Raw genomic sequence first — 23,761 nt, 5'->3', positions numbered from 1 at the left:
CAAAGGACAGTCACATGCCAGTATTTCTTTACACAGGTCGCGGCGCAGGATCAAAGTCCGTCAATGGCGAAATCGAAGCCACTGATAAGCAGGAAGCGATGGCCAAGCTCAGACAGCGGCGCGTTGTCGTCTCTGAGCTTCGCACAAAGCCGAAAGATATAAAAGTCGGTGGACTCGGCGGCGGTGTCGGAGTCAAAGATCTAAAGATTTTCGCGCGCTTGTTCGGAACGATGATCAACGCCGGTTTGCCGATTGACCAGTGCATCCAAATTCTCGTCGATCAGATGCAGAATAAGCGTTTTCGCCGGACGATCGCAGAAATTCACAATCAGGTCGCAGGCGGAGAGTCATTGTCCGAAGCCATGAGCAAACACAAGGATGTGTTTGACAACCTCTTTGTGCATATGGTTGCCGCGGGCGAAACTGGCGGCGCTTTAGCCATGGTGTTCAACAGACTTGCTGTCTATCTCGAAAAGGCCGACGCGCTTAGAAGAAAAGTCAAAGGCGCGATGATTTACCCGGCAGTAATCGCTTGCGTCGCGATTGGCGCGACTGTCTTTCTGTTGATTAAAGTGATTCCGGTTTTTGCAAACATGTTCAAAGATCTTGGTGCCGAGCTCCCGAAACCTACTCAGTTTGTGCTCGCACTTTCAGATGTCATGCAGAAAACATTTTTGCCCGGACTTGGAGTCTTAGTCGTTGCGTTCATCGTTTTCAAGAAGTGGCACAAAACGGCCAATGGTAAAGCCTCCGTAGATAAGTTCCTTTTGAAGACTCCGGTCATTGGATCCGTGATTCGCAAGACAGCCGTTGCACGTTTCACGCGTACGTTGGGTGTGTTGATTTCGTCAGGTGTGCCTATTCTGCACGGCTTGGAAATTACCGCGAAGACTGCCGGCAACGTCGTCATTCAGAAGGCGGTTGACAAGGTTAGAAAAGAAGTTAGTGAAGGAAGGAACATCACGCAGCCGCTCATGGAGACGGCCGTGTTTCCGGCCATGGTGTGTCAGCTAATCGCCGTCGGTGAACAAACCGGACGTTTGGCCGAAATGTTGGAGAAGATCGCGGACTTCTACGACGAAGAAGTCGACGCCGCCGTGGCAGCTATGACGTCGCTCATTGAGCCGATCGTGATTGTGCTAATGGGTGCCGTAATCGGTGGTCTGTTGGTATCGATGTATTTGCCGATGTTCGACATGATCGGCGCAATTAAGTAATGAACCGCAGGGTGTGGAGATAAGATAAATGGTGCGAGAAAAAATCCTGCTGGTGGATGACGAACCGGGCTTGAGCGCATTCCTTGAAGAAGTTGTGCGCGAAGAGGGGTTCCGTGCGCAGAAAGTGCAATCCGCCGCGGAAGCGCTTGCGGCGCTTGAAGTGGACAGTTTTCAGCTGGTCATTACGGATCTTCGGATGCCGGAGATGGACGGCCTTGAACTGCTGCGAAAGATCCGTGAAAGCGATCCGCAAATCGGTGTCATTGTGATGACGGCGTTCGCTTCGCTTGAAACAGCGGTTGAAGCATTGCGTCTTGGTGCGATGGACTACATCACAAAGCCGCTTCACGTACAGGAAATTCAAGTCGTTTTGCGCAAAGCCGCGGAAAGCCTTGAACTGAAACGCGAGAACCGCCGGTTGAAGGCGAAGCTCGATGAACCGACCGGCGAGCCCAAGATCATCGGAAATTCGGCGGAAACAAAGTCCCTGCTTGAATTGGTACGGCGCGTCGCTCCTTCCGATTCGACAATTTTGATTACGGGCGAATCGGGAACCGGAAAAGAGCTGATTGCACAGGTTCTGCATCACAACTCCGAGAGAACACACGGCGAATTCGTCACTGTGAACTGCGCGGCGCTGCCGGACACATTGCTCGAAAGCGAGCTGTTTGGGCATCGGCGCGGAAGTTTTACGGGCGCGGTTCGAGACAAGGACGGGTTGTTTAAGGTTGCCAGTGGCGGCACGCTGTTTTTGGATGAAATCGGCGATATGTCACCTTCGCTGCAAGTCAAGCTGCTGCGGGCATTGCAGGAGCGCGAAGTCTTGCCGATCGGAGCCACGAAACCCGTGAAAATCGACGTCCGTGTTATTGCCGCCACAAACGCAGATCTTGAGAACAAGCAGCTCACAGGTGAGTTTCGTCCTGATCTCTATTATAGGTTGTCGGTAATTCCTATTCACATTAAATCACTGAGAGAACGACGGGCGGATATTCACGATCTAGCGGAGTTCTTCCTTGAACGTGCCTGCAAGAAGATGAACGTCAGTTTGAAGCGGTTTAGCCCGGAGGCCATGGAGAAACTTCTTCAGTATTCATGGCCGGGTAACGTTAGAGAGTTGGAAAACGCAATTGAACGTATTGTGATCTTAAGTGACCATGAAGTCATCGACGTGTCCGGACTGCCGGAACGCTTCGGAGGTTCCATCGGACCTGTTGTCCAAACGTCGCGAATGCCAGCGACCCGTACTTTAGACGATGTTGAGAAATCATACTTGTTGCAAGTCTTGGAAGAGTCAGGGTGGCAAAAGAAGCGTGCGTCTGAGATTCTTGGCATCGATCCATCTACGATTTACCGCAAGCTGCAGCGATACGGAATTAAACCTCCGCAATAAGATTTTGCGTTGTGCAATGACACCGTGTTGTTGTTTTCGATGATTGTTATCAACCTCAATGCAAAACGCAATGTGTCTGGAATAATGGAAGTCTATGATTTATAAAGCTATTTAGAAATAAAAGAATTCTGGCATATGGGTTGCTGAATCGGACAACAGAACTCGTATGAACCACCAAGTGTCCGTTAACGCAAGTCAGGAGACAATCATGTTAAAAGCAATCCGTAACAAGAAGAATCAAAAGGGCTTCACGCTCATCGAACTTTTGGTCGTGATCGTGATTATCGGTATTTTGGCCGCCGTCGCAGTTCCGCGTTTCATGGGTGCGCAGGATCGTGCTCGTATCGGTGCGGCTCGCGCAGACCTTGACCTGTTCCGTCAGGCCCTGGGTATGTTCGAAATTGACAATGCCGACTATCCCGCCACGCTGACGTTGGCGAGCGCCGCCACGGTTCTTGTTGATCCGAACGGCAACCCCTATATGTCGCTGCCGACGGGCGATAACTTCGCTTCGTTCGCTTACACGTACGACGGAGCTTCCAGCCCGACATCCTACAGCATCGCGGTAACCTGCGAAGACAACGCGGGGACCACGCTGACGGCGACACCTGAAGGAATCCAGTAAGCAAACTAGGCTTGCAAGAGAAGCCCGCGGCTCAAGAGTCGCGGGTTTCTCTTTTGCAACATGCAAGATTTGGACGTTCGGAACTGCCTGTACGGCAATTTCTACGAAGATTTTGAAATCCGCGCCAAACAACTCCAATCGTAAACTGGTGAAGAGCAAAGAAATCAGAATATTGTCCGGCAAAAACTGCATGGCACATGCCTTGCAAACAAGTGGTTGGGAATAAAGCCAACACGAAAATCAACTTGCGTGCGCGCAGAGTTGGAGTTTTGGCAAAGGTGTTATAGCAATTGCGCTACGACGCCTGCCCAAAGGCCCGCGGCGATATTGCTCAAGTCTCATCGAGATCGCCGAAACAAATTTGAGTTTTAGAACAAACTGTGGATAAAGCGCAAGGAGTGCATGTGATGCAGCGCCGTTTGCCATTAGGATTTTGGTTGCCCATGGGAACACTGCTCAGTGTTGCCCTGTGGTATGGATGTGAACAAAAAGGCGATTTAAGCCCCGTGTCATCCGCACGGGACAATCTCGCGTTCGTCGACTCGATCATTATCGATCCGCCCGTGATCAGCCCGCTCGGCACCGCATGGGTCGAAGCACACGTCGTCAATGAACAGCATGAACCTGCGCCCGGCGAAAATGTTCGTTTTACCGTGACTCGCGGTAGCTTCGACGACGCCGGACCCGATGTCACCGTGGAAACGGACAATTACGGTGTGGCGCGCACGATGTATACTGCCCCGGAAGATACCGGAAACGTCTCGCTGCACGTTGAGCTTGTCAGCATGCAGACGGCACAATCCCGATCATTCAATGTGCGTGACGGCGCGGCGAGTTTGAGCGGGTTGGTCGCAGTTTCCGCCGACGAAGATACATTGTTTGCCGACAATGGAGCTTCAACCACGCAGATTCGCGCGCGAGTGCGAAACGAACAAAACAATCCGGTCGGCGGGGTGGAGGTGACCTTTTCCACGACCCGCGGCGTCATTACATCACCGGCCATCACCGATGCGCAATCTGGAACGGCGCTGGCGACTCTGACGTCAACCGACGTAATCGGTACGGCAATGGTTATCGCACAGTACAACGATAATTCGGATACAGTACTTGTTGAATTCCTGCAGCCGTACGCGGCGTCTTCGGTTCAAGTAAACACGTCTTTGTCGACGATGACCGCAGGAATGGACACGTCTGTGATCAGCGCAAGAGTGATGGACGAGAATGGACAAACACTGCGCAGCAATGTGCTGGTGACTTTTTCCGCGAGCTCGGGATCTTTCTCCGCGCAAGCTGTCACAACGGAAAACGGTATCGCCACGACGCAATACCGTGCGCCCGTTACGTCCGGAGCGGTAACGATAACGGCGTCAACGGGAACAGTAACCGGGAATACGACGATCGCGGTGAGTCCCGGCGCGCTGGCTTCGCTGACGGTTTCGACGGACTCTGATTCGCTTTGGGCCGACAATGCAAGTGAAACGACAGTACGCGCATTGGCGAGAGATACCTACGGTAATCCAGCGACGCCGGGCACGATCGTTGGTTTCAGCAGCGTAAACGGTGACGTTACCGAGTCCGCTTCGACAGACGCGTCCGGATATGCCACCGCCGTTTTCCGCGCCGGTTTGAATCCGGGCAACGCGACAGTGACTGCAAGCAACAACGAAATCAACGGCAGCGCTTCGGTATTTCTGCAGATGACGACGCCGTCTCATATGTCGATGACGATCACGCCGCGTCAGTTGGTGGCGGACGGTCAAAGTACGGCGCTCTTGCGTGCACAAGTTCTGGACAGCCAAAATCGTCCCGTCTCGAACGGAACGGTTGTGACATTTACGTCCGAATCCGGTCAACTTGATGGCTATACGATCACTGGACACAGCGGAAAAAATACGCGTGAAATTTGGAAGAACTCGAATAACGCGACGTTCAGCCGCAGCGAAGCCAACACGTCGGTGTTCAACACTCCAAGAACGAAGCGCGGACCGGACCGCTTTGGCTCGCCGGTCAGTGCTGTGTTCAGCGCCGTGACGCAAGACGGGTACGCTCTTGCGACGTTGACGAGCGCCACGGCCGTCGGCGACGACGAAATTACTGCGGCAACCGGAGACTTGAGCGTTTCGGAAACCGCAAACTACGTCGCAGGAACAGCTTCGTCGGTGGATGTTACGCCCGGCGTTTCGCAGCTTCCGGCAGACGGAGTATCGAGTACACAGATCGTTTGCCGCGTTTATGACGCGTACGGTAATCCGCTGCGCGGAGGCGTTGCGATTTCCGTGACGAGCACGATAGGTACGTTGCTTCCCGCGTCGGGATTCACGAACTCGACTGGAACTTTCACTACGAACTTAACGAGCGCCCGCCAAGTCGGCAACTGCGCTATCGTTGCCAACGCCGGTGAGGCAAGCGGTTACGGCGAAGTCGATTTTATGGCGCCGGAAGTCGCGGGCTTGGTGCTTGGCAGCAGCTCTTCTTCAATTTTAGCAGACGGTGTGTCGTCAACGACCATTACTGCGACTGTGCGCGACGAATTCAATCTTCCCGTAAGCGGCAGCAACGTCGTATGGTCCACGGGCAACGGCATCGGCACGTTGGAAGTTGTTTCGGATGAAACCGATGCAAACGGACATGCCACCGCGGTCTTCTACAGCGGCGCGTCCACGTTGGATGTTTCGCAACTGGTCAATGCTCAGGTTGAATCAGAGAACGCTTCTTTTGCGGTCACGATGCGCGGTGTGCTGGTCACATTGAACGTCGATGATGAGACTCTTCCCGCGAATGGCGAAAGTACGACCAACGTACAAGCCATTGTACGCGAGACTTCGAGCGGCGTCGCGGTCGCCAACGCGTCCGTGCGATTCGCTGCCAGCGAAGGTTCAGTTCAGCAATATGCTGAAACCAACGAAAGCGGAGTCGCGGAAGCAGTCTATCAAGCCGGCAATGAACCGGTTGAAGTCCAGCTCACCGCTTCATATGGTGATACATTGCGCGCCCAGGCGTCGTTGTTGCTCACCGATACGGAAGCCAGTGACATTGTGCTAACAGTTGGAAGCCGTGAATTGCTCGCCAACGGCGTTGCGAACACTCAAGTGTCGGCGTTTGTCTTAGATGAAGCGAGCAACCCCGTTCCAAACACGGCTGTCACGTTCACAACGATAGCGAACGGCGCATTCCGTCCTGAAACGGTTGTTTCGGATGAAAACGGCGTGGCGATGTCCGTGTTCTCCTCGGTCGCTTCGGCCTCAGACTTGGTCGCGCCGATAGAAGTTGCGATTGAACGCAGCGCGGCTCAGGATACGCTGGCACTTCTCGGTGTGCATTTGTCGGCTTCAACGAGCACACAAATTCTCCCGGCAAACGGTTCGGCTACCGCGACGATCACTGTGAGTCTGCGCGAAACGAGCAGCACAATCGCCATTCCCGGCGCCACGATTCTTTGTGGAGCTTCGATTGGTTCGGTTCCTGCGAGCGGAACGACTTCCTCTTCAGGTGTCGTCACATTTACTTATACGGCGGGCAACGAAGTCGGTGATGCCGAAATCATCGTGCGCTACGGAAATCAACTTCGCGATACGCTGCATATTCAGTTGTTCTCGCCCGCGGCTTCGGGACTGAATCTCGAGTCAGAAGAGACTTCACTCTTAGCCGACGGAGTCAGTTCAACCAATATGACCTGTCGTTTGACGGACCAGAGCGGTTCGCCCATTTCTAACGTGGCGATCATTTGGAGCCTGAACGGATCGGGAAGTTTGGTTCGTGGACAAACAACGACGGACTCGGCTGGTTATGCCACGAACGTATTCCGCTCCGCAGGTCGCACGACCGACGCTCAAACCACGATCCGCGTGAATTCACAATCCGCTTCTGATTCAGTCGTGGTGTCGCTGCGTGGTATCACAGTGTTGTCCAATGCACAGTATACGGCGATGCCGGCCAACGGAGTCTCCGTCAACTCGATTCAAGCGCTCGTTCGCGAGACGACGAGCTTGGTAGCGGTTTCAGGCCGTGCGGTGTCGTTCGGTACGAACCTTGGTTCTATTCCGAATAGCGTCGTCACGAGTGCTTCCGGCATCGCTACCGCAAGCCTCGTCGCTTCCGCGGAAAGCGGAAACGCGATGGTGATTTGCGGTTTCGGTCCACAGCTTGGTGATACGGTGATGGTGAATATGTATTCGCCGACGCCGCAAGCAATCAGTGTGGCACCGCAAAGCAATTCCATGCGTTCAGACGGCATCACGTCGATGCCCGTCCAAGCCACAGTGTACGATGCGTTGGGCGTTCCGCTTTCGAACGCGCAAGTCACGTGGACGGCAAGCGGCATTAGCTTCACTCCCGTCAACTCGTTCACGAACAGCCTCGGTCAGGCAACTCTCACGTTCACGCCTGAAGGCCGCACGGCGAATACTTCAACTGTTCTGACCGCCGCATCCGGAACGTCTCAAGGTACGGCCAGCGTCACGCTGCGCGGCGTCACGGTTAGCGCAGGTGCGGTTCCGGCGATGGTGATTGCCGATGGCATATCAACGTCAGCAATTAATGTACACGTGTTCGAAACGGTCTCGCAAGTCGCGATTCCCGAAGCGACCGTATATTTCGGAACGAACAGCGGAACGATTCCCGCTTCGGCAGAAACTAACGAAAGCGGAGTTGCCACGGTAAATCTGCAAGCATCGACGCAAACCGGTGTCGCCAACATCACCGTGACCTACGGTCAATCCTTGACAGCGCAAACGAACGTTACGTTTGCGGCTTCAACGCCGACTACGCTTTCACTTACGGCCTCGCCGACCATTTTGTTCGCGGACAACAGTTCGTCTTCGATTCTCACGGCAAATGTCACGGATCAAAACGGAAACCCGGTTCCCAACGGAACTCAGGTTCGTTTCAGTATTCCGCCGCAGTCCGGTTCGCTTGAAAATCTCCGCACGACCGTCGGCGGCGTCGCCTCGAACACTTTGACGTCCAGTGCCACGCCGGATACGTTCTACGTATCTGCATGGTCAGAGGAAAATTCAAGCGTTCGCGACAGCGTACAAATCATTTATCGTGTGGGCGATCCGGCACATGTTATTCTGTCTGCCGTAATCGACAGCCTGCGCGCGGACGGTATCGCAACTGACAGCATTACGGCGCGAGTGACGGACGCGGTCGGTCATCCGCTGCCAAACGTCGAAGTACAGTTTACGACGACTATAGGTAACATCACGGCGAGCCGCGTGACGAATTCGCAGGGCAACGCTTCCGTCCCGTTTAGTTCTTCCCAGACCGGTACAGCAATCGTCACGGCTTCCGCTGGTCAAGCGGTCGGAAATTACACTTTGTACTTGCTGCCGGGCAATCCAAACAGTATTCAATTGAGTTTTAATCCGGGATCTGTCGGCGTACGCGGTAGCGGACGCAACGAAACTTTACTTGTGACCGCAACGGTGCGGGACGCGAACAATAACCCGGTGCTTGATGGAACGGAAGTGTATTTCAACATCAATAATTCGCCGGGCGGCGGAGACTTCTTGTCCAGCACTGGCGCAATTCCGACGATTAACGGAAACGCGACCGTCGCATACAACAGCGGCACGGTAAGCGGTACGGCTCGTATTCGCGCGCAGTGCACGGGAATCAGTGCAGTGTCAACCGAGATTTTGATCTATGCGGGACCGCCTTACATTGAGAACATCTCGGACGGATGCTTGTCGAGCCATATGGCTATTGGCTCGTCGCCGTGCAATATGTTCGGTATGGATGTTGTCGGTGAGAGCGTTGAAATCGTTTGCCTCGTCGGTGACCAGTACAACAACCCCGTGACTCCGGGAACGGCGGTTTATTTCACGACGTCCGGCGGCGTGGTGACTACAGCGACCGGTTACACGGATTCGGCGGGTTTTGCGCGCGTGACGTTGTACAGCGGAAATCCGCTGCCGACGATCAACCGTTGGCTCAACACGCTTAGCGATCCGAATCTTGGCACAACGATCTTGTGCAGTGACGTACCAGATCAGAACGGCGTCGCCAAAGTCTTGTGCAAGACCGCGGGCGTCGACGAGTCTGGCGACAGCGTTTGGGTTTGGGCGACGACAAATGTCATCTTTGACTACAGCCAGCCCATTCTGAATATTCGAGAAGTTACGGTTAACGGCGATCCATCCGAGCGTACGCTGCGTATCGGCGAGAACGCTTTGATTCGCTTCTCGCTCTACGACTTCAACTATTGGCCGATGGTACAGGGAACTACCGTGAGTTTCAGCGCAAGTTCAGGCAACGTTTATCCGACGGAAATTGAAATCGGATGCCCGGGCGATACGTCATACACGGTTAGCTTCTTCAATAATCTGACCACGAATGATGACGACGCGGCGACGCCGGTCTTGATCAACGTGGAAGCAGAATATGGTGCAGCATATGCGTTTACTGAAACGTTCACGCTTCTGACGCAATTCCCGACGGCGGCTCCTCCGGCGTCAACCGGCAATGAGACCATTCAATAAGCGAGGCAGACATGAAATACATCATCACCACACTCCTTGCCGTAGTTCTCGTCATTGGTGACGCGGCAATCGCCATGGTCGGCGGACCGGTTTTCTGTGTCGGCAACGCCGTCACGAGTATGACCGTTGAGGCCGAACGCGCAGCATTCGACGTGCCGATGAGCTCGGAACTCTCCGGGTACAGCGGCACTAAATCGCAAAGACTGTTTTTGACCGGACGCTACGGCCTTGCGGACTTCCTCGACGCACAAGTCAGGCTCGGCACGGCAAATCTTGATTTCGATGATTTCAACAACGGCTTTTCGCCGTTTTCGAGCAGCCCGTCGTTCGCATGGGGTGCTGGACTGAAAGCGGGATTCCCCGTCACGAGCAATCTTCAGCTCAACGCCGGTGTTTCCTACTTGGGATTTAACGCGGAAGGCGACGTTACCAGAAGCGGCCGCAAAGTTTCGAACAAATATTTGTGGCAGGAGGTTCAGCCTTCGGTCACTATTGGATACAATCTTTCCAAAGTCACGCCCTATCTCGGTTTGAGCAAAACATACTTGACCGGCAAGCGTGACTACGAAGTAACTTATGAAGGTGCGCTGCTTGAAGCCGCGTCCGGAAGTGAATCCTATTCGGATGGTGAGCAGCCGATCAGTCCGCTCCTTGGACTGGAATGGCACCTTCCGGACGGGTATTCCATAACCGGTGAAGCGGCAAGCGGTGAGAATGGAAACTGGAGCATTTCGCTTGGCCTGTCACAGGCGCTCCGGTAAATTTGTCAGACAGGAGGTGGAACATGAATATGAAGAGAATCGCACGAAAATGGCAGGCCGGCGTAACGCTTCTTGAGGTGTTGGTTACGACACTCATCGTTACGGGCGGGCTGGTGGTCGTCATGGCTTCATTCGTCGGTATTGCGAAGTCAAACCGCTACGTCGAAAAAATGGAAACGGCAAACAACCTCCTGAGATTGGAACTTGAAACAGTACGCAACTCGCAATACTCAAACATTGTTTCCGTCAGCTCCGACTACGGCGACTCCTATTCGGACCAGCCGGATTTCAGGCGCTACGTATCGGTGGCGGACTTGGGTACGGTCAAGCGTATCACAGTGAAGATCTATTTCGATCATGATCTTCATTTCGCGGAAGCAACCACAATGGTTGCGCAACTCTAAAGGACGAAGAACAGATGAACCGCCACATAAACGGCGAAAACTGGGCAAAACTTCGGGCACAAAAGGGTGGCTCCCTGTTGGAGATGACCATCGCCATGACGCTCGGCGCGGTGATTCTTGTCTCGCTGTTCTCCCTCTACTACGTGGCTGCGTCAACGGCGGCCAAGGAAGAGAGTAGAGCCGCGGCGACAAAAGAAGGCCGCTTGCTGGCGATGCGGGTCGTCAAAGACATCAGGTTGATGGGTTTGTTCGCGACTGAAGATATTGACGGCGACAGCAATGACATCGATCGTGACGTTCCTGACCTCACATGGAGCAATGGTTTCCATGAGCCGATCGAATACGCTTCGACTTACAGTTTGGTAATGAGTTGCGATATTGACAATGACTCGCTGACTGAGACCATTGGGTATTGGCAAAACGACGATGGCATTCAGCAAGACTTGTGGGAATGGCAACGTGATTCCGTACGATGGGGTCAGCGAACCGAACGCATACTCGGCAGAAACATCGAAGCGATCATCTTTCGATATTACGACAATCGCGGTGATGAATTGCCGCAGTCGGGTCCGATTCCATCAGGCGGCTACGTTCTTTCACTGGGACAGCGATTGCGGGTTACTGCGATTGAAATCACGCTCGTCGTTCGATCAGAAGAAAGCGAAAACCAAGAACACAGCGACTATGTCGTGCTGCCCGATGGTCAGTACTGGTACGACGGCTATCACCGTGAAGTGTACCGGTTTATGATTCGCGGCAGAAATTTGAATTTAAATCAATCTTAACGCCCGAGGACGAACATGCGAAATAGACATGGACAACTGAAGGGCAAGCAAGGGCTTCGTGAGCGGCAAAAGGGCATGATCATGATCGCTGCGGTCGTCATGCTCGCGGGATTAATGTTTATTGCCACGACTTCGTCTCTAAATTCGTTGGGCACCGCAAAGGTGGAGACGACGACGCTGGATGAAACGAGAACCTTCTATGCGGCGGAGGCCGCGATAGAGTGGGGCACGGGCGAACTCAAGCAGCTTCTGCAGAACAACCTCGATCCGACGGAAGCGGCGCTTGATTCTTTGCCTTATCCGAACATGTCAGGGTATACGTACGATCTGTTTGATATTAGTCAAGACGGTGCGCCGACTCAAGAGATCATTACGGCCGGGGACTACATGGGTCTGATCGGATTTGTGACGAGGTATAACATCACGGCTCGTGCTCAATCAGGCAGAACATCCACGACTTTGAACAGGGAAATTCAACACCAGTTTATTCCGCTGTTTCAGTTCGGCGTGTTCTACGATGAAGACCTCGAAATATTCCCCGGCCCAAACATGACCTTTGAAGGTCGGGTCCATTCGAACGCGAACCTGTATATGGGCGCGGAGTCTGGCATTAGCTGCAATTCGTATGTGACTTGCGGCGGCAAATACTGGCATCACCGCAAAGACGGCGGTCACGTCGATCCTCCCGGTTCGGTTCGCATAAAGGACCAGCTTGGAGTCTACCAAAACGTTTGGCGCGGCGCATATTGGTTGGACAACAGGCAAGCGGATTGGGCAACGGAATCTTTGTCGCTATGGGGCGGCCAAGTGCGTGACGCTGCGCACGGAATGACAACACTCAAGCTGCCGTTGCCGCCGGCGGCCGACCAACATGAGGTCGTCGAGCGCGGAGACACGCTGACCGACGGCGCACAAGAACGTGAATCGAAGTATTGGTACAAAGCCGGAATACGCTACGTTGACGGTGCATGTTTTGACAGCTCGGGCGCGGCGCTTGCCGTTCCAAGCTACTTCACATATACCGTGAACAAATTCTACGACGATCGCGAAAACAAGTGGATGGACGTCGTTGAAATAAATGTGGCAACCATGCTTTCGGACAGCAGTTGGCCGGCGAACGGCATTATCTATGTCAGCGACTACCGCGGGTCCGATCCTGCCGTGCGCGTCAAGAACGCAACGTCACTTCCGGTGGGTGGACTTACTATCGCAACGGATCTTCCGCTATATGTTTGGGGAAATTACAACACGGTCGCAAAAAAGGGATCTGCATTGCTTTGCGATGCCATCACGTTCTTGTCACCTAATTGGAGCGACGCCAACTCAAGTCTTTCACTTGGCAATCGCACGCCGACGAACATGAGCGTCAATGTTTGCATTATGACCGGTCATGTCCCGTCTGTTGACGGTGGATCGTATAGCGGCGGACTTGAGAATTTGCTGCGATTCCTTGAGAACTGGAGCGGCAAGACTGTGACGTACCGAGGTAGTATGATAGACTTGTGGTTCAGCCGCTTTGCGACTACCGCATGGAGTTACGGAAGCTATTACACGGCCCCAAATCGAAATTGGGGATTTGACACGGATCTGCTTGATCCTGACAACTGGCCTCCGGGAACACCGAAAGTTCACACAGTACAGAGAGGCGCATGGCGCCAGATTAGTTAAAGGACGCGAAAATGAACTTCTCGATTAAGACCAAGAAGACGCCCGAGATAAAAGCGAGGCTTGCGCTTCGTGCCGGAAAGTGGAAAACTGCTCTGCCATATTACGAAGAGCAAGTGCATGCCGATGAGCAGGATTTTGCTCAATGGAATTTGCTCGGAGACATCCAGTATGGTTCTGGGGATGTCAATGGCGCAAGTGTTTCGTGGCAGCGTGCGCTGGACGGCTTTGCTCAGGAGAGTCTGCACGAAAACGTGCTCGGCATTGGGCGAAAAATGGTAAAGAGGTGCCCGGAGGAAACCGGAGTACATCTTGTTATCTCCGAAGCCTACCTTGGTCTTGACTATTTCGCAGATGCTATCTCGGCGTTTCGCTCATTTACAAAACTTGCGAAACACGCTACGAGCACGGAAATCAAAAGTTGGTTCCGTAAAGTGATAAGCTGCGAGATTCGCCAGCCGCATTTGCTTGAGGAGTTGACGCAGCTTCTTGACGAGTGCAAACTCGAGGATATCGAGCTGGAGCGTGACCTGCAAGCGTATGTAAGTCGTATGCAGATCCAGCCTGAAAGGGAAGAGGCGGAAGAACAACCTGTGATGTTCGAAGTCCCCGAGCAGGAGACCAACTCTTCGGCGGAGCAGAGCGATGATGATGGCATGCAATCTCTCGACGCGGACTGGAATAGCGGCGACATTACGTTCGTACAACATGATACTCCAGCGTACTCTCAGGCAAATGGCTCCTTCGGCGACACGCCCGTGTCACCAATTGAGTTTGAGGTTCCGGAAACTTCAGAGGAAGAGGATCTCCCGGCAGGTCAAGGTAAAGACCACTACGATCTCGGTGTCGTTTATGCTGAAATGAAATTGTGGGACGCTGCGATCACCGAGTTTCAAACTGCGCGAAGAGACCGTACGCTCCGCAGCAAAGCGACTATTGAGCTTGCGCAGTGCTTCAAGAACTCGAACGATCCGCACCGGGCATTGCGACTGCTTGAAGAAGAAACCGCCGTTGTTGATGCGGAGTCGGATGTTCAAGACGAGCTAAACTACCATATGGGAGTGCTTAACGAGATGCTTGGCAACACGGACGCTGCCTTATCGTGTCTCGAAAGAGTTGGAGCCGGATCCGGTTTTGAATCGGATGCCGCGACGCTTATAAGCCGTTTACGTGCAGCACAATAGAAACTAACGGGCAAAGGGCAATGGAACTAAAAGGGCTACTCGAGCTGCTGTTTACCAAGAAAGCATCTGACCTTCACTTGCGCGTGGGCAGCGTGCCTGTTTTGCGCATTGACGGCAGTCTCTTCGGAACTCGACCAGAACCGGTGAGCGAGCGCGAGATGAGCGCTTTGCTCGGTGAAACGTTGACGACCGGACAGTTGGACCGCTTCATGAAAGAGAAGGAACTCGATCTTGCATTAACGGTTCCCGGTCACGGTCGTGTACGTATCAACGCGTACTTCCAGAAGGGCACGCCGGCGTTGGCTTTTCGTGCAATCAAGACTGTGGTTCCCGGTTTCAAAGAGTTGGGGCTTCCGCCCGCCATTGAGAAGATGTGTTCAAGCATGCGGGGAATTATTTTGTTGACCGGCGCGACCGGATCGGGCAAATCGACGACTATGGCGTCGATGATAGAGCACATCAATCAAACTCGCAGCGTAAATATCCTCACGATTGAGGATCCGATTGAGTTCGTGTTCTCAAACAAGAAATCACTGATCGCGCAGCGAGAAGTAATGATTGACACGGAGTCGTTTCTGGCCGCTTTGACACATGCACTTCGCGAGGATCCCGACATAATTATGGTCGGCGAGATCCGCGATCAAATGACCATGAAGATCGCGTTGCAGGCCGCGGAAACCGGACACCTTGTTCTCACTTCGCTCCACACGCTGAACGCCGTCGAAGCCGTTAACCGTATCATATCGTTTTTCCCACTCAATGAACAGGCGCAGATCCGCGCTATGCTTTCGGGTTCACTCCAATCCGTTATTTCGCAACGTCTCGTGCCGAAAAAGGACGGCAAAGGCCGTATCCCGTTGGTCGAAATCATGATCAATACAGCAGCAGTAAGGGAGTGTCTTACCCAAACGGACAAGATGCATTTGATTCATGGTCTAATCGAGGACGACCAAGGTACACACGGTATGCAGTCGTTTGATCAGTCCATTCTTGGATTGTACAACTTAGGCGCAATATCGTATGAGACGGCTGTTGAGAATGCAAACAACCCGAACGATTTGGAGATGGCCGTGCGTGGCATAAAATCGTCCGGCTCGCGGTTGGCGGAGGTCGGATGATGAATGCCGACGGAAGGAGCACGTTGATTACCACGCTCGATCGATGTCGGACGAGCAGATATTCAGGGTTGGTCTGCCTGCGCTCCGATACGCAAGAGTTGTTAGTGTGGTTCGTTAGGGGAAACCTGGCGCACGCAGAAAATCCGGATGGAGAAACGGGATGGAAAGCGCTCGAGTCGCTTAAGGGACATACATTGTTGGAGTTCAGCGAAGAACCGGACGCGCTGCCTCCGCAGAGAACAATCCGAGTTGATACCGTGCGTCTGCTTCGCGCGATGCGAATTTCAGGCGCTGACAAGAAGAGCGCCTCGATGCACGTCCCTGTCCCGCTTCATTTGCGACTGCAAAAGAAGTTCGGAGAGTTAAAACAAAAAGTTACGGGTCTTCAAAGTTTTGAGATGAGAAAACTCATGGAGAGCGGTGTGCTTTCGAATTCCAACGAGTCGAAAGAAAGTGATGGCGGCCGTGTCTCGAGCGAAGCTCGTACGATGGTTGAGAAAGATCCGCGCGGTGCCCGATGGACTCAGCAGTATGGCAACCGCCAACTGCGGATCATCGCCGATGAGACAATCTCAACAACGGAGCTAATGTGGGCGGGTAGTGAGCTTTGGCATGAGTTAGAAAGACTAAACACAAGCACCTCAAGAAATGAAAATTAGCAGTGCTTTAGAGAACAAGCTCGAACAGCAGATTCAGAGTACCGAGCTGATTAGCGAAGAACAGCTGCAACTCGCCAAAGAGCTGCAGGGAGAATCAGAAATCAGCTTCAGCGACGCATTGGTTGAGCTTGAACTTCTTTCGGCGGCCGAGCTGGATCGCATACTTGTAAGTCTGCAGGAGATACGCTCCGTAAAATTGGAAGACGTACAAATTGATCTTGAAGCGGTTAGGCACGTGCCGCGCAGAGTAGCCGTCGACCTAAAGTGCGTACCCATTCGTCGCAGCGGAAACACGCTTGTCGTGGCTGCCGCGGATGCGGACGAAGGTAGAGTGCGGGACGGGCTGCGGAATGTGACGGACTATGACATTGTACTGCTCGCAACTGACATCGACGCGATTGAACACGCTTTGTACGTCTACTATGGAGACGAACAGGTGGCAGGTTCTGTTACTTCCGACAGCGTCTCGCAGCGGGATTCGTCCGTGGGAATGTGGGGATTACGGCCGGCATGGGCGCAGTCGTTTGAGACTTTCGTGCTTCATGAAGGTGTCATGCAAGCGCGGGAACTTGCAAAACAAATTGCCTCTGGCGAATATGACGCGATAAATTTCCCATTGGTTCTCGTCGGTCCTGAGCACTCAGGAAGAACTCACTTACTGGCAGCGATCAGAAACTACAGAATGGCGAAGGATCCAGTTTTGAAAGGGGTCTTTGTTTCTGGTGAAGAGCTGAAGACTCTTTACGCCGATTATAAGTTAGCGGGACTGCTGGACGCTTTGTCTTATGAACTGCGCGAAGCGTCGACATTGCTGGTGGATGACTTTGCCGGACTTTGGGGGCACGAAGAGGCAGAATCATGGTTTGCCAGAAGTGTCGCAAACATGCGCGAGCACGGTGCCGCCATCGTGCTCAGTCTCGGTCAAGAAGATCAGCTTGAAGGTCCGGTTTCCCAGCTTCTGCGTGAAGTGTTGTCGGCGGGGACCGTTATTCAGATGCAATTGCCGTCAAAGGCGACGCTGGACATGGTTGTCGAGTCCAGATGTCCGTCGAAGTATGCAGGAGCACTGCGAAACGTGCTGGACTCCTGTGAAGATGGCGAAGCAACTTGGAATTCATTGCGAGACTTCGCATTGAAGACCAAAACGATATTGGATGAACACAGCGCAACCTGATAGAATTAGGATGAAAACTCGAATCTTGCTGATGGACGATGACTCGCGTTATCTCGACTTGCTGAGGATGATGCTCGAGAGTGATGGATACGATGTCGCGACGGGAACAAACGGCAGCGAACTTCCCGAACTCGTCAGTCGTCATGCGCCGCACGTAATCGTTTTGGACGTTCTCATGGGAAGCCTAAACGGTGTTTCGCTGGCACATGAGCTTCGACAGACTTCATCGTCCGCGGATACACCGATCATTTTCGTAAGTGCGTGGACGGGAGCGCGGGACATAAAGCTCCCCAAAAATTCATATAGAGTATTTAAGCCGTTTACGCACTCGGAGATTACCAGTGCGATCGAGCAGGCTTTGGGAAAGACTGCTACATCTGTCAACTGAAATGAGTAACGGAACCGAAGGAAAGCAAATGGACAGTGCGGTGTTCGGCGAACTGATACAGCATTGGGCCGCTGACGCAGTATACGTCGTCGACAAAGGCGGCGCAATCAAGAGCGGCAACGATAAAATGTGGTCGTTTCTGGGGCTAAACCAGCCGCCGGAAACTAAAACCAACCTGCTCTCATATTTTGTGGACGAAGAGCGTCCAATTGCACTGCGAACGTGGCAGCTCGTTGCGGATCACCGCAAGAGCGAACGAGTGATCCGCAGGCTGCGTTCGGCGAAAGGTGATTCGAAAGTTCTAAGTGTCGTTGAGTCGCCAGTCTTAAGCGGTCCGGACGCAAACATGATTGTCGGCATCGCGAGGGACGTCACCGAGGAAGCAAATATCGAAGAGAAATTGTGGGGGGCTCAAGAGAACGCACAAGCCGCACTGGAATATGCCGTGCGCGCATCCATGGGGCTTATCAAGGGATACGTTTTCTCTTTGAATAAGCTGGATGCAATGCCCGCGGATGCGAAGAACAGGTTTGGAAGAATTGTGGCAGAGGAAATCGATACGATGTCGCGAAACATCGATAATCTCTTGATGAGCCGCGGAAATTACAACTCCAACGAAGAATCGTCCGTGTTTGACTTGTCGGACGTTATTCGTGAGACTGTCGAAGTTCACAAAAACGAAAGCGAACGCAGACAGATCATTATACAGTTTACTGGTCCCGAGAACGAAATCAACTTTTTTGGACAATCATTGGCTATCAGCCGCATCTTGGGAAACCTCATCGATTTCATGATTCTGCGTCTTACTCATTCGGGCCAAATCGACATCGAACTAAGAGACTCAGATGAATACGTCGAGATTGCGCTGCGGGACAATGGAGAGATAGCCTCTCAAGAGCAATTGGAGTGGTTGACGCGCTCAAGCAAATCCAATGTCGACGCGACCGGTGTCATGACAGGAAGTAAATTCGATTTCGACGTTGCAAGGCTGCTGTCGGAATCGTTGGGCGGCGGCATTCTTGCTCGCGCGGGCGAAGTGAATGGCCTTGAACTGACGGTAATGCTTCCGCGTTCCCTGTATTCAACGATTCAGAGTGCAGGATCCGCAGAGCAATCGGTAATCTAAATTTGTAACAGGCTGACTTACAAGGGCAAGCTATGGCAAAGAGAAGCAAGTTTGGCATCGGAATAGACGTCGGAAGCAAACGAGTCAAGGTGGCGATGCTTAAAAATGTCGGCGAAGGCGTTGCCGTCGAAAAACTCGTTTGTGTTGATCTTCCACAAGACGCGATCGTGGATGGTACGCTGATGGACGGCGGTGCTGTCCGTGACATTCTTCAGCAAGTCGCGAAGGACAACGGACTGAAGGGCAAAGACGTAGCCGTTTCGGTCGGTGGCCGTCAACTCATGATCAAGAAGATCACGACCGATGACATGTCAGACGATGAATTGCGCGGCGCCATTGAGTATGAAGCTGACGCGAATCTTCCGTTTAACATCGATCAGGTGTCGTTGGACTACGCCCGCCTCCATCAGGACGTTGATGGCGGCCGCATGGAAGTGTTGCTGGTCGCCGCGAAGAACGAAGTCGTCTTCGATTGCATCGAACCGATGTATTGGGCCGGGATGAAACCAAAGACGCTCGAAGCCGCGCCCTTTGCCGTACAAGCCGCGCTCACTGAAGCCGGATATCTTGATGAAGAGGGCGTCATCGGCGTACTGCATCTGGGCTTCCAAAGCACGGAAGTGATGTTGTACGAACTGTCGCAGTTCGAAACGAGTCGCAGTATTCCCATCGGAGGAAAAGCGTACGTCGAAGGATTGATCCGCCGCTGTGGACTTGGCTTTGACAAAGCGCTTGCAATGCTCGCGAAGAGTGCGCACACTGATGAAGATCAAGACGCGTTTGACGCGGTCGCGCGATCAGTAAGCGACAATCTCGCCGAGCAGATTGAGCGCAGCTTCCCTGAATATTTCGGCGTGCTTTCCGAAAAACCGATTGGAAAAATCCTTCTGTGCGGCGGCGGCGCCGAATTGCCTTTGCTTCAGCCTGCGCTCCGTCAGAGATTCGGATTGGATGTTGAAGTAGTTTACCCGTTCCGGAGAATGGGAACGCCCGCAAAAGACGTTACGCTGCCCGAGGGCGGCGACGCGGCAGGATATTCGTGCGCGGTCGGTCTTGCACTGCGCGCGATGGGCGGAGATCATCCGGGATTTAACCTCGTTTTCCGCGACGAACGGCCGGAAGCGAAGCGAGCAAATTACCTTGGAGCAAAAGCGATTCTCCCGATTATGGCCGTTTCGGCGGTTCTCTTGGGTATGACGATTCTGCACCTCGGCCAACAAAATAAGTTGAGTGGTCTCGAAGCCCGGCTCGAAGCTATCCGAGCTGAAACGGATTTGTATCGCGACAAAATTTCAATTGTTGAAGACCTTACTCTCAAAAGAGCGGATGTCTCCGAGCGTATCGATGTCATTCGCGAATTGGACAAAAACAGATTTGCGCGCGTCGAAGTGCTTGAAATGCTTGCCCGCAGAGTGCCGTCGCTGACTTGGCTCACCGAAGTCAAAGAGGCGCCCACTCCGAGCGGCCCGGGAATTCTTGTTTCCGGTATTACCAGTTCAAACACCAAGGTTGCGGAATTCATGACTGCTTTGTTGAAAGAAGAAAACGTCAAGGCCGTGGATCTGTTGGTGACACAAATCAACAAGATTGCTGACACCGAAGTTACGGATTTCACTTTGCAGGTAACCGTTCCAACTATTGAGATGCAGCAGATTCAGCACAAAAAGAAGAACATGCTGAAGAAGGGCGCTGAAGCGATCAAGGAAAACAACAAGGCGCTGGATGAAGCCAAGCGCGAAGCAAGCAAATAACAAATGAAAATAGATGCTGCAGGAGGTTCCATGCGGAACGCAATTTGGATGAGCCTACTAATTATCGCGGCAGGGCTGGTTGTCTCGTGTGACGAAGGCATCGACGACAATCCCAGCTCCGCGAAAGTTTCAGGGTACGTTTACATGTCCCATTCGGACCCGCAAGGCGTTCGGGGAGTGCGAATTATTTTGGAGAGCGACGTTAACTCTGAAAATCCGTACTTGGGACCGGATCGTTGGTTCGAAACCGACGAAAACGGTTATTTCGAAGGGTACATGTATCTCGGACAAAACGTCGAAACCGATCGATACTACTACGTGGCCGATTTTCTGATTCAATATTTTTATGACGATCAGTTGGTCTATACCACCGGCGGCATAACTCTGTCGCCCGGATCGTCATTTACGATGCCGCCGACCTATTTGAACTGAGAGAGGGCCTCATGTCACTAAACTTACGCAGCCCCGGCACACAAAAGGCTCTAATCGCCTTGTTCTTGCTGTTCGGCGGAGTTTACGCTTACGCAAATTTCGTCTACATTCCGAGGCAAGACAAAGTCGGAAGACTTGAGAAATACATCTCGGAAGAACAGGCGACTTTGGCGAAAGGTAAACGTGTCGCGGCTCACTATCAGTCCGTGCAAGAAGATTACGCGCGCTTGATGGAAAGCTGGGACATCGCGATTCAATTGCTTCCAACACGCCAGGAAATGGATGCGTTGCTCAAGAGTATCTCTGAGGAAGGAAGCAGAAGGGACGTCAATTTCCTTCTGTTCCGCCCGATGGATCCGGTAGAGCAGCCGTACTACTGGGAATACCCGATTCAAATTCGCACGTTGTCGAGATACCACGACTTGGGCAAGTTCATTTCGTCAATCGCCGGACTCGAAAGAATCGTCAACGTTAAGAACCTGAAGCTGTCCGCTTACCGTCCGAACAAAGGCCGCAGCCAGAACACCGTAGAAGCGGAGTTCTTGGCGACGATCTACGTGTTCAAGGAACTTGGTTCGCCAGTTGAAGTGACACCGAAGGAAGACGATACCAAAGGCAAGCGTCGCAAGCCCAAGGAGGATTCATAATATGAAAAAGCTCTTTTGGCTGCTGCCGATATTGCTAATCTTCACTCTCGCAAACGCCGAAAACGAAGATCCGGTCAAGCGCAAGAAACTCGCGCCGCGAGAGCCTGACGTCCCGCAGGTGGATATTCTGAATCGAGAAGGCGAAGTGCTGTCGACGATGACCGAAGGATTGGATTCTTTGGACGTTCTTCCTGATGAGGTGGAGACGGAGGCCTTTGGCGGAACACGCCGCGTCAAACTCGAAACCACCGTATTTAAACGTCACGAACCGGTCTACTACCGGGCGACAAACTACCGCGATCCGTTCCGGGCACTGGTTGCCGACGAAAAGAAGGAAGGCGAAATCAAGACGGATCTTCTGCGTCTCGAAGACGCCGTTCTAACGGGCGTCGTGTGGTCCGACGGAAAGTACCTGGCCATGGTGCGAGACAAAGAAAACAAGAGCTTCTTCCTTCGCGAAGGAGACGCCGTATACAGCGGGAAGGTACTTTATGTCGGTCAGACCGAAGCCGTGTTTGAAGTCACGGAATTCGGCGACTACGCCCGCGTTACATTGAAAGTTCAAGGATAACCAAACGGAGACCGCTCCGGCTTTAAATAGCGGAAAGGTGCAATCATGCAGCGGAATTGGATAGCTATCATCTTCTTGTCGATACTGGTTTGCTCGCCGGTGTTGGCGGTAGGTCCCAACGATACCGGCTACGAACGCCGGATCTCGATGAACGTCGAGCAGGCGGACATTCGAACCGTCCTGCGCAGTATCGCCGAGTTCTCGGGTACAAATATTGTCGCGGGTTCCGAAGTTACGGGACCGGTGACCGTCCTGCTCAATAATGTGCCGTGGCGCGAAGCGCTCGACAACGTGCTCCAAATCAACGACTTCGTCGCGGTTGAAGACAAAGGCGTGATTCGGGTCACGACCCATAAGGATATTGCGAACGCGGCGCAACTCGAAGCCCTCGGAACACATATCTACAAGATCAAATATGCGCGCGCGGAAACGCTCAAGAAGACTTTGACCAAACTCCTTACGGATCGCGGCAAAATTGAATCTGACCAGCGCGCCAATACGTTGATCATCACGGATATCCCGACGGTTATCGAGTCGATGAACATGATCGTCACCGAACTTGACCAACCGACGGCGCAAGTCCTCGTCGAAGCCAAAATCGTGCAAGTGGACGCGTCGCGCAGCCAAGAGCTCGGTGTCAACTGGTCGTACGGCAATCTGGAGAATCCGATTGCCACCACGCGCGCCGGGGCTAACGTAGACCTTGGCATCAACAATCCGACGGGATCATTCACTTTTGGCAAGCTCCAAAACGGAATCGATCTGAATGCGACGCTCAGCGCTCTTGAAGAAGACAATTCCGCCGAAGTCCTGTCGCAGCCGTCCGTTTTGATCAATGACAACGAAGACGCGCAGATAACTTCCGGAAAACGAATCCCGATCAACCGTCTGGATGAATCCGGCAATATCATCACCGAGTTCTACGACGTGGCCGTGAAATTGGACGTCACTCCGCACATCAACCCGAACAACGAAGTGTTGATGACTCTGAATCCCGAGGTTGCGGATCTCTCCGGTGAAGCAACTGTCGCCGGTGGAATCATCATCTTGACGAGCGAAGTTAAAACAACGCTCCTCGTAAAAGACGGTGAAACCGTGGTGATCGGCGGTGTGATTCGTTCAAAGGAAGGCAAGCTGAACCGCCGTGTTCCGCTGCTGCACGCCATCCCGCTGTTTGGAAGGCTGTTCGACTACGAAGTTGAGACTTCTGACAAGTCTGAAATCCTCGTATTCGTGACTCCGCGAGTTATTCCGGCGGATATGGCAAACAGATGATTCCGGAATCGGCGCCGCGCCAACAGGAGGTACGGTAGCAGATTTGCACTGAATAGCGCATGATTTGCATTGTGGCAAGTTCTCTTTTGAGAACTTGCCACTTG

Annotated in this window: 19 protein-coding genes; all 19 read left to right on the top strand. The window is 53.0% G+C overall.

What is annotated here, in order from left to right:
• The first annotated feature begins 14 nt into the window (after positions 1-14).
• The 19 genes from H6507_05465 (at position 15) to H6507_05375 (ending at position 23,657) form a co-directional block, all read left to right on the top strand.
• On the top strand, positions 15-1,217 hold the full coding sequence (locus H6507_05465) for a type II secretion system F family protein (GenBank protein MCB9368536.1): 1,203 nt from the start codon (positions 15-17) through the stop codon (positions 1,215-1,217).
• A 28-nt stretch (positions 1,218-1,245) separates the two neighbouring features.
• On the top strand, positions 1,246-2,610 hold the full coding sequence (locus H6507_05460; GenBank protein MCB9368535.1) for a sigma-54-dependent Fis family transcriptional regulator: 1,365 nt from the start codon (positions 1,246-1,248) through the stop codon (positions 2,608-2,610).
• 208 nt (positions 2,611-2,818) lie between these two features.
• Entirely contained in the window at positions 2,819-3,235 is a 417-nt protein-coding gene (locus H6507_05455) for a prepilin-type N-terminal cleavage/methylation domain-containing protein (protein MCB9368534.1), read from the top strand.
• 407 nt (positions 3,236-3,642) lie between these two features.
• Complete coding sequence (locus H6507_05450; protein ID MCB9368533.1) at positions 3,643-9,717, top strand: Ig-like domain-containing protein; 6,075 nt, start codon at positions 3,643-3,645, stop codon at positions 9,715-9,717.
• An 11-nt stretch (positions 9,718-9,728) separates the two neighbouring features.
• Complete coding sequence (locus H6507_05445) at positions 9,729-10,478, top strand: hypothetical protein (GenBank protein MCB9368532.1); 750 nt, start codon at positions 9,729-9,731, stop codon at positions 10,476-10,478.
• 23 nt (positions 10,479-10,501) lie between these two features.
• Positions 10,502-10,882 (top strand): type II secretion system protein, encoded by a 381-nt coding sequence (locus H6507_05440; GenBank protein ID MCB9368531.1) that lies wholly within the window; start codon positions 10,502-10,504, stop codon positions 10,880-10,882.
• A gap of 14 nt (positions 10,883-10,896) precedes the next feature.
• Positions 10,897-11,667, top strand: coding sequence for a hypothetical protein (locus H6507_05435; GenBank protein ID MCB9368530.1), 771 nt, complete (start codon positions 10,897-10,899; stop codon positions 11,665-11,667).
• A 15-nt stretch (positions 11,668-11,682) separates the two neighbouring features.
• Entirely contained in the window at positions 11,683-13,335 is a 1,653-nt protein-coding gene (locus H6507_05430) for a hypothetical protein (GenBank protein ID MCB9368529.1), read from the top strand.
• Positions 13,336-13,346: 11 nt separating this feature from the next.
• Complete coding sequence (locus tag H6507_05425; protein MCB9368528.1) at positions 13,347-14,516, top strand: hypothetical protein; 1,170 nt, start codon at positions 13,347-13,349, stop codon at positions 14,514-14,516.
• Between the two features lie 20 nt (positions 14,517-14,536).
• A complete protein-coding gene (locus H6507_05420; GenBank protein MCB9368527.1) occupies positions 14,537-15,634 on the top strand; it encodes a PilT/PilU family type 4a pilus ATPase in 1,098 nt (365 codons plus the stop codon).
• Complete coding sequence (locus H6507_05415) at positions 15,631-16,293, top strand: DUF4388 domain-containing protein (GenBank protein ID MCB9368526.1); 663 nt, start codon at positions 15,631-15,633, stop codon at positions 16,291-16,293. The genes H6507_05420 and H6507_05415 overlap by 4 nt, the downstream gene beginning before the upstream one ends.
• Positions 16,283-17,467, top strand: coding sequence for a hypothetical protein (locus tag H6507_05410; protein ID MCB9368525.1), 1,185 nt, complete (start codon positions 16,283-16,285; stop codon positions 17,465-17,467). Before H6507_05415 ends, H6507_05410 begins: the two co-directional genes overlap by 11 nt.
• A gap of 10 nt (positions 17,468-17,477) precedes the next feature.
• Complete coding sequence (locus H6507_05405) at positions 17,478-17,855, top strand: response regulator (protein ID MCB9368524.1); 378 nt, start codon at positions 17,478-17,480, stop codon at positions 17,853-17,855.
• A 1-nt stretch (position 17,856) separates the two neighbouring features.
• Complete coding sequence (locus H6507_05400; protein MCB9368523.1) at positions 17,857-18,981, top strand: PAS domain-containing sensor histidine kinase; 1,125 nt, start codon at positions 17,857-17,859, stop codon at positions 18,979-18,981.
• A 32-nt stretch (positions 18,982-19,013) separates the two neighbouring features.
• The gene (gene pilM, locus H6507_05395; protein MCB9368522.1) at positions 19,014-20,732 is read left to right on the top strand and encodes a type IV pilus assembly protein PilM; all 1,719 of its coding nucleotides are present in this window, start codon (positions 19,014-19,016) and stop codon (positions 20,730-20,732) included.
• A gap of 30 nt (positions 20,733-20,762) precedes the next feature.
• Positions 20,763-21,164 (top strand): hypothetical protein, encoded by a 402-nt coding sequence (locus tag H6507_05390; GenBank protein ID MCB9368521.1) that lies wholly within the window; start codon positions 20,763-20,765, stop codon positions 21,162-21,164.
• A gap of 11 nt (positions 21,165-21,175) precedes the next feature.
• Complete coding sequence (gene pilO / locus H6507_05385; protein ID MCB9368520.1) at positions 21,176-21,811, top strand: type 4a pilus biogenesis protein PilO; 636 nt, start codon at positions 21,176-21,178, stop codon at positions 21,809-21,811.
• Between the two features lies 1 nt (position 21,812).
• Entirely contained in the window at positions 21,813-22,382 is a 570-nt protein-coding gene (locus H6507_05380; protein ID MCB9368519.1) for a hypothetical protein, read from the top strand.
• A gap of 45 nt (positions 22,383-22,427) precedes the next feature.
• Positions 22,428-23,657, top strand: a complete 1,230-nt coding sequence (locus H6507_05375; GenBank protein MCB9368518.1) for a hypothetical protein — start codon at positions 22,428-22,430, stop codon at positions 23,655-23,657.
• Positions 23,658-23,761 lie beyond the last annotated feature (104 nt).

Source organism: Calditrichota bacterium (genome assembly GCA_020637445.1).
Classification (GTDB): domain Bacteria; phylum Electryoneota; class RPQS01; order RPQS01; family RPQS01; genus JABWCQ01.
The sequence above is the reverse complement of the archived record's forward strand: the minus strand, read 5'-3'. Positions and strand labels throughout refer to the sequence as shown.